The sequence below is a fragment of the Microcoleus sp. genome (assembly GCF_041354475.1).
In the GTDB taxonomy this organism is placed as follows: Bacteria; Cyanobacteriota; Cyanobacteriia; order Cyanobacteriales; family Microcoleaceae; genus Microcoleus.
Genome location: NZ_JBGJZU010000127.1, coordinates 1 through 7,475 on the forward strand (window position 1 = coordinate 1; position 7,475 = coordinate 7,475).

Below are 7,475 nucleotides of genomic sequence, written 5' to 3' on the forward strand. Positions count from 1 at the left end.
ACCGTTTGTGTAGGGCAATGCAATGGTTATAAATCACCCCAGCAGCATTAATTGTGCGCTTGAGGTGTCTATTCCGTTTGTGTGCGTAGAGTTTAAACTTCAGTGTTTTCATGCTAGTATTCTACCAATCGTATTAATGTGCCCGCAGAGGGCGATCGCCCTGATTGTTTTATCTTCAGCGAGGTCAAATAATGAGATGATGGAATGGTCGATCGACTTTCACAACCCCCAGGGAATGAACATCAGCTCAAACAGCCCATACACTTGCTGAGGATTAGAGCGATCGACAATCATCTTCCTAGCTTACTTAATCGATGAAAAAAAACTCTAGTGACTATACCTATTATTATACAAATAATCGTCCCAGATATCATCACGCTTATTTGCTATCCCCCCTTTTGGAAATGCTGGTAAAACTGCAAGCTACCAGCCAGAAAAAACTCCGAGTTTTAGATCTCGGCTGTGGCAATGGTAGCTTGAGTCACGTCATCGCAGAGCAAGGCTATGAAGTTGTTGGCGTTGATAATTCTGCACCAGGCATAGCAATTGCTCGTGAAAGTTTCCCGGAGTGTCAGTTTATCCAAGCAGATATTTACGCTCTCCCCGAAGTCGATCTACCGCATTCCTTTGATGTTGTCCTCGCCATTGAAGTAATCGAACATTTACTTTATCCAAAAGAACTGGCAAAAGCTGCCCGAAAATGTCTTAAACCCGGAGGTACGCTAATTATTTCCACTCCCTATCATGGTTATTTAAAAAATTTGATATTAGCAATTACTGGTAAAATGGACAATCATTTTACTGTACTTTGGGATAATGGTCATGTCAAGTTTTTTTCGGTCAAAACCTTGTCAAAGGTATTAGAGATTGAACAATACACGGATATTGAGTTTAGATTTGCTGGGAGGTTTCCCTATCTTTGGAAATCAATGTTATGCTCCAGCAAATCCACAATTAAGACGAAGTAATTCGATAGATGCTAAAATTACGACCAACTTGGAAAAAGTCAACCAATAAAATACCCGCTAAAAAATGCAAAATCAATTGGGATGTTAAAACCGTTTAAAAGTCTAAACAAGCCTGGTAAAACAAACTAATAAAATCAATCATCAAAAAAAATGACAGTTGGCATCTGGATATTAGGCGATCAACTTTGGCACAATCAAGCTGCTCTCGCCAGCACACTTAATCTGAAAGAATTTCCCAAAATTATCTTAATTGAATCTTGGCAACAGGTTCTTGAACGTTCCTATCATCGACAGAAGTTAGTTTTAATTTGGTCGGCAATGCGACATTTTGCCGCAGAATTACGTAACAGTGGCTATCAAGTTGCTTATGCCAAAGCGGCGGATTTTGAAACTCCTCTGAAAGTTTGGATTGAAACTGATAATATCACTGAATTGCGGGTGATGACACCGAGCGATCGACCTTTTTTACAAAAAATCCAAAACTTGCAACTTCCCTGCCAAATTACTTTAATTGCTAACAACCAATTTTTGTGGAGTGAAGCAGAATTTAAAGATTGGGCATCCAGCCGGAAACGCCTGTTAATGGAAGATTTTTATCGAGTTAGCCGCCAGCGTTTCCAAGTTTTAATGGATGGAAATAAACCAGTAGGGGGTAAGTGGAATTTTGACAAAGAAAATCGCCAGCCACCAAAAGGTAAACTGAATACACCGCCAACTATTTGGTTTGAGCCGGATGAAATAACTCAAGAAGCGATCGCCGATGTTAAGGCTCTATCTTTCCCAACTTACGGAGATGGGGAACCTTTTCGCTGGGGCGTGACGCGAGAGCAAGCTTTGCAAGTGTTAAATAATTTTATCACCCAAAGTCTCCCCACCTTTGGCCCTTATCAAGATGCGATGGTAACGGGGGAGGAAACCATGTGGCATTCGCTTATTTCTCCTTATTTGAATATTGGCTTACTGCATCCTTTAGAAGTTATTCAAGCGGCGGAAACAGCCTACTTAGACAATGACTTAAATTTAAACGGCGTTGAGGGTTTTATCCGCCAAATTCTGGGCTGGCGAGAATACATTCGGGGTGTTTATTTTTATGTGGATGCTGATTATTTTCAGAAGAATTGGTTCAACCACACTCAGCCGCTGCCGGAGTTTTTTTGGGATGCTAGCAAAACTGATATGAACTGTTTGCATCAAGTTTTAAGTCAAGTCGAAAGCACTGGTTACGCGCATCACATCCAGCGATTAATGATTTTGGGCAATTTTGGTCTAATTGCCGGCATCTCGCCACAGGAGCTGGAAAACTGGTTCCACAGTGCATTTATTGATGCCTACGACTGGGTAATGCAGACAAATGTGTTGGGTATGAGTTTGTTTGCGGATGGCGGTGTGTTGGCGTCTAAACCCTATGCTGCGTCTGCGAACTATATCAATAAGATGAGCGATTATTGTCGGGGTTGTAAGTACGATCGCACGGTGCGATCGGGCGAAAATGCCTGTCCCTTCAATTTTTTTTACTGGGACTTCCTGGCGCGCCACCGGGAAAAATTGCAGTCGATCGGGCGCATGAGCTTTATTTTAGCCAATCTGGACAAAATGTCCTCCGCAGAGCTGGCAACTATTACCCAAAAAGCCCATGAATGGCATTTAGTCAGTAGTCATTAGTTATTGGTTGTTGGTGTCGCCCTGCCCTTAGACATCGAATTCTGGGCGGTTGTTTACCTCTACTTTGGTTGGAGAAATCCTGTCAAAGCAAGTTGGCTCGTAGAATAAAGAATCCCCGGCGTAAACGCGCGGGGAGTGTGAACGAAATTGATATTATTTTTCCCCCATGTTCATCGCCCCCTTGCACAAATTTCTGACTGCCACAAATGATGATAAATCTCGATCGCGCACCATCTTTTGGTTAGCTTTAAGCTTGACATTTGCGGCAATCTATGGTTGGTTAGGACTAAGACAAGCCTTCGGTGGCGAGTATATCGTGCAAGACGATGCCAGACAACACGTTTTCTGGATGATGCGATTTGTCGATCGCGATTTGTTTCCCAACGACTTCATTGCTAACTACTTTCAATCCATCAGCCCCACAGGCTACAGCACACTCTACAAAATAGCAGCCACAATTGGCATCTCTCCCCTATTATTTCACAAAATATTGCCGCTTTTCCTCAGCTTAATCTCCACTTATTACTGTTTTAGCATTGCCCTAGAAATACTGCCAGTGCCCATGACTGGATTTATTGCCTCTTTGCTGCTAAACCAACATATGTGGATGACAGACGATTTGGCTTCCACAACGCCCAGAGCCTTTATCTATCCGATATTTCTCGCTTTTTTATATTATTTACTGCGACGTTCCCTGCTGCCCTGTTTAGGGGCGATCGCCTTAATCGGACTATTTTACCCTCCTTACGCATTGGTAGCTGCGGGTATCTTAGTTTTGCGGTTGCTGGATTGGGAAAAAGGTAGTTTGCGCTTGTCGCGCGATCGCACAAATTACCTATTTTGCACTACAGTTTTAGGAGTTGTGTTTTTAGTAATGCTACCCTATGCCCTAGATAAATCGGAATTTGGCCCCGCTTATACAGCAGCAGAAGCTAAAACAATGCCCGAATTTGCGCCCCAAGGCCGAAATGCTTTTTTTCGTCCAAATCCCCTAGATTATTGGCTGACTGGCCGGGGTAGTGGGATGTTTCCCAAGTCCCTGTTTACCCCCGTTACTCACTGTGCTGCATGGTTATTTCCGGTGCTATTGGTATGGCGATCGCACTTTCCTGTAGCCAAACAGATTCAAAGTAATATCTGGCTGTTGCTGCAACTATTTTTAGCATCTTTATTCATGTTTCTTGCAGCTCATGCTACCATTTTTAAATTATATCAGCCTGGACGCTATACTGCTTATAGCTTGCGATTTATTGTAGTGTTCTTAAGTGCGATCGCCCTAACTTTGCTCCTAAATGGAGTGGGAAATTGGGCTAAGACAACCGAAACCAAAATTAGCATCAAAAATCTAGTGGCAATCATCACAACAGCGATAATTGCTGTGGTAGTTGTGCTTTATCCCTGCTTAGTGGAGAAATTTCCTAGCGTTGGGTATGTAGAGGGTAAAATGCCCGAATTGTACCAGTTTTTTCAGCAGCAACCGCCAGATATTTTGATTGCTTCCCTAGCGCCAGAGGTGGACAACCTGCCAACTTTTAGTCAGCGCTCGGTTTTGGTAGGAAAAGAATATGCAGTGCCTTATCAAAAAGGCTATTATACCAGATTTAGACAGCGAGTTAACGATTTAATTCGCGCTCAATATAGTCCCGATCGCTCTGTGGTGCAAAAGTTTATTAATCAATATGGAATAGATTTCTGGATGCTCGAACGCAATGCCTTGACTCTTGAGTATGTAAAGGATTACGGTTGGATCGAAGACTTTGATTCTACACCAAAGGCGATGCTTGCTCTCAAACAAGGGAAAATTCCTGTGTTAGCTGAAGCAATGACAAGTTGTGCTGTTTTTCAGAACGATGTTTTAGTGGTATTGGAAACATCTTGCATTGCGAAATTGGCTGGGAGTTAAGGTGAGGCAGAGCCTCTGGATATTGGTTCCCAGGCAGAGTGTGGGAACCAGAAATTGCGAAATTGGGTGGGAGTTAAGATGAGGCAGAGCCTCTGGATATTGGTTCCCAGGCAGAGCATGGGAACCAGAAATTGCGAAATTGGGTGGGAGTTAAGATGAGGCAGAGCCTCTGGATATTGGTTCCCAGGCAGAGCATGGGAACCAGAAAAGAGAAGATTCCGGTTCCCCCCTTATTAAGGGGGGTTAGGGGGGATCTAGACTGCGAAACCAACAAGAAAGATTATCGATTTAACCATCGACTTTTTGAATTTTAAGCACTGCATTTTGGAATCGCACCACGACCAGCGCTGACTGTTAGGGCCGATCGCCCAATACGCTATAATTCCCATAGGAGATAATGGTGCGGCTCAATGACACAAGTTCTCGATCGCGAAATTCTCGATGGACGAGTGGTGCTCAACGGCACCTGGGAACAATTCAAGTTAATCCAAAAGGGTTCCGAAGATTCCCCTGGCATAAAGTTGTCTTTCTTTGCAGGCGCAATCGAGATTCTGATGCCGGGATTCCAACACGAACATTTTTCGGAAATCATTGGTTATCTAGTGACAACTTTTCTGCTGGTGCAAGGCATTAGGTTTTACCCTTGTGGTTCCATGACGCAGGAGAAAATGGGAGAAGTTTCAACCCAAGCAGACAAATCATTTTGTTTCGGGAAACCTAAGTTGATTCCCGATTTGTCGATCGAGGTGGTTTATACTAGCGGTGGACTGACAAAGTTGCCAAAATATCGGGCTTTGGGTGTGCCAGAAATCTGGTTTTGGGAGGATGGTACCTTGCGGCTATATCATCTTCGGGAAAATGGGTATGAAGAAGTAATTCAGAGTCAACTGTCAGGATTGGAAAGGCTGGATATTGACTTACTAAGGCGCTCAATTTTGATGGGCGAAACTGATTTGGCTGAAGCGGTGAAGGTTTTTGGGCAGGGAATTTCGACTGTTGGCGAATGAAACAGAATATATAGCAATCCTAAATCATTTGTGCATTTCTTACTCCCTCCCCTTAGTAAGGGGAGGGTTGGGGTGGGGTAAAAATATTACGACTCCCGCAAGGATTGCTATAGATCCGGGGTCAAGTTGGTAGAGAATGAAAATTATACAAAAGCTCGATCGCACCTTATCTCTTTAGCAAAAACATGGCAACACTATACGTCAACTCCGCAACAGGTTCCGATGCAGCCGCCGGTAGCCAATCAGCCCCATTGAAAACTATAGCCCGCGCGATCGGTATCGCCCCCTACGGAGCGATCGTTCAGCTAGCCAGCGGAACTTACAGCGCAGCCAGTGGCGAACAATTCCCCCTAGACATTCCCTCTGGAATCAAAATAATCGGTAATGAATCCAACAAAGGTAGCAGCATTATCATCCAAGGAAGCGGCAAATTTGTCAGTCCCAGCGCCGCTGGTCAAAATGTCACTATACTCCTAGGAACCGATGCCGAATTGCGCGGAGTAACTGTCATCAACCCTGAGATTCGCGGCACCGCAGTTTGGATTGAATCAACTTCTCCCACTGTGGCTAACTGCACTTTGACTAAATCCAAGCGGGAAGGAATATTTGCCACCGGCACTGCTAATCCGGCTATTCTCGATAACATCTTTTTGGAAAACTCTGCCGCTGGCGTGATTATGGCTGGTAGCGCTAAAGGTGTACTCCGGCGCAATACTTTTCAAAATACAGGTTTTGGTATTTCTCTACAAGCTCAGTCCGCTCCTTTGATTGTGGAAAACCAAATTTTGCAAAATCGCTCTGGGATTGTCCTCGCAGGCGATTCACAACCAACTATACGCAAGAATCGCATTGAAAGAAATGTGGAAGACGGCTTGACAGTGGTGGGGAAAGCGATGCCTGATGTTGGTACTGCTCAAGATTTGGGTGGTAATGTGTTTGTCAATAACGGTGAATTTGACTTGCAAAACGCCACTGGGGTCAAAATTTTCGCTGTGGGAAATCAGATTAATTCCTCTCTGGTGAAAGGTTTAGTTGAGTTGGGCTCGGTGACACCAACCCCAACCCCAACCCCAGCCCCAACCCCAACTCCAACCCCAACTCCCACTCCAACTCCCACTCCAGCCCCAACTCCCACTCCAGCCCCAACTCCAACTCCAACTCCCACTCCAGCCCCAACTCCAACCCCAGCCCCAACTCCAACCCCAACTCCCACTCCTGGCGGCATTCAGTTTAGCGACATCAGCACTCACTGGGCTAAGGATTTTATTGAACGTTTGACAAACATGAATATTATCCGTGGTTTTCCTAACGGCACTTTTAAGCCGGATCAAGGTTTGACAAGGGCTCAGTACGCTGCTTTGCTGGCGAAGGCTTTTGAACTTGCTCCTCGCCGCGATGCAACCAATTTTAAGGATGTGGCGGCGGATTTTTGGGCACAAACGGCGATCGAAAAAGCTAATCGGGCTGGCTTTTTGGCTGGATATCCTGACACTACGTTTCGCCCAAATCAGAATTTGACTAGGGCTCAGGCTGTTGTTTCTTTGGTCAATGGTTTGCAGCTTGTGGGCGGAAACCCCAATTCTTTGAGTGTTTACAGCGATCGCGCTTTGATTCCCAGTTTTGCCACCGCTCAGGTAGCAACGGCCACAGAGCGTAAAATGGTGGTGAATTATCCAGCGCGCGATCGCTTTTCCCCAGCCCGCGACATCACTCGTGGTGAAATATCCGCTCTCATCTACCAAACTCTAGTCGCCACCAATCGCGCCCAGCCTATTAATTCTCCTTACATCGTCTAGGAGTATGGGGAAGGGCATAGGTGTCAACTTAAGCCTGAAAGCCTTGAGAAATCTGGTTTTTACCTGAGTCTAGATCCCCCTAAATCCCCACCCCCCCCTAGCCCCCCCCAAGGGGGGAAGGGGGACGAAAGATCGGACT

5 protein-coding genes are annotated in these 7,475 nt (G+C 45.1%); all 5 read left to right on the forward strand.

Annotated elements, in window-relative coordinates; translation table 11 throughout:
• Window positions 1–314 precede the first annotated feature (314 nt).
• The 5 genes from ACBR23_RS27615 (at window position 315) to ACBR23_RS27635 (ending at window position 7,336) form a co-directional block, all read left to right on the forward strand.
• Window positions 315–968, forward strand: coding sequence for a class I SAM-dependent methyltransferase (locus ACBR23_RS27615; protein ID WP_371114588.1), 654 nt, complete (start codon window positions 315–317; stop codon window positions 966–968).
• A 150-nt stretch (window positions 969–1,118) separates the two neighbouring features.
• Window positions 1,119–2,630: a cryptochrome/photolyase family protein gene (locus ACBR23_RS27620; protein ID WP_371114589.1), complete on the forward strand. Its 1,512-nt coding sequence runs from the start codon at window positions 1,119–1,121 to the stop codon at window positions 2,628–2,630.
• Between the two features lie 166 nt (window positions 2,631–2,796).
• Entirely contained in the window at window positions 2,797–4,533 is a 1,737-nt protein-coding gene (locus tag ACBR23_RS27625; protein ID WP_371118534.1) for a hypothetical protein, read from the forward strand.
• A gap of 410 nt (window positions 4,534–4,943) precedes the next feature.
• Window positions 4,944–5,540, forward strand: coding sequence for a Uma2 family endonuclease (locus ACBR23_RS27630; protein ID WP_371118533.1), 597 nt, complete (start codon window positions 4,944–4,946; stop codon window positions 5,538–5,540).
• A gap of 185 nt (window positions 5,541–5,725) precedes the next feature.
• Window positions 5,726–7,336 (forward strand): DUF1565 domain-containing protein, encoded by a 1,611-nt coding sequence (locus tag ACBR23_RS27635; protein WP_371118532.1) that lies wholly within the window; start codon window positions 5,726–5,728, stop codon window positions 7,334–7,336.
• Window positions 7,337–7,475: the final 139 nt, after the last annotated feature.

Excerpts from the sequence above, each read along its gene's own strand:
- ACBR23_RS27620 (WP_371114589.1), top strand. The coding sequence starts at position 1,119 with ATGACAGTTGGCATCTGGATATTAGGCGATCAACTTTGGCACAATCAA.
- ACBR23_RS27615 (WP_371114588.1), top strand. The coding sequence starts at position 315 with ATGAAAAAAAACTCTAGTGACTATACCTATTATTATACAAATAATCGT.
- ACBR23_RS27635 (WP_371118532.1), top strand. The coding sequence starts at position 5,726 with ATGGCAACACTATACGTCAACTCCGCAACAGGTTCCGATGCAGCCGCC.
- ACBR23_RS27630 (WP_371118533.1), top strand. The coding sequence starts at position 4,944 with ATGACACAAGTTCTCGATCGCGAAATTCTCGATGGACGAGTGGTGCTC.
- ACBR23_RS27625 (WP_371118534.1), top strand. The coding sequence starts at position 2,797 with ATGTTCATCGCCCCCTTGCACAAATTTCTGACTGCCACAAATGATGAT.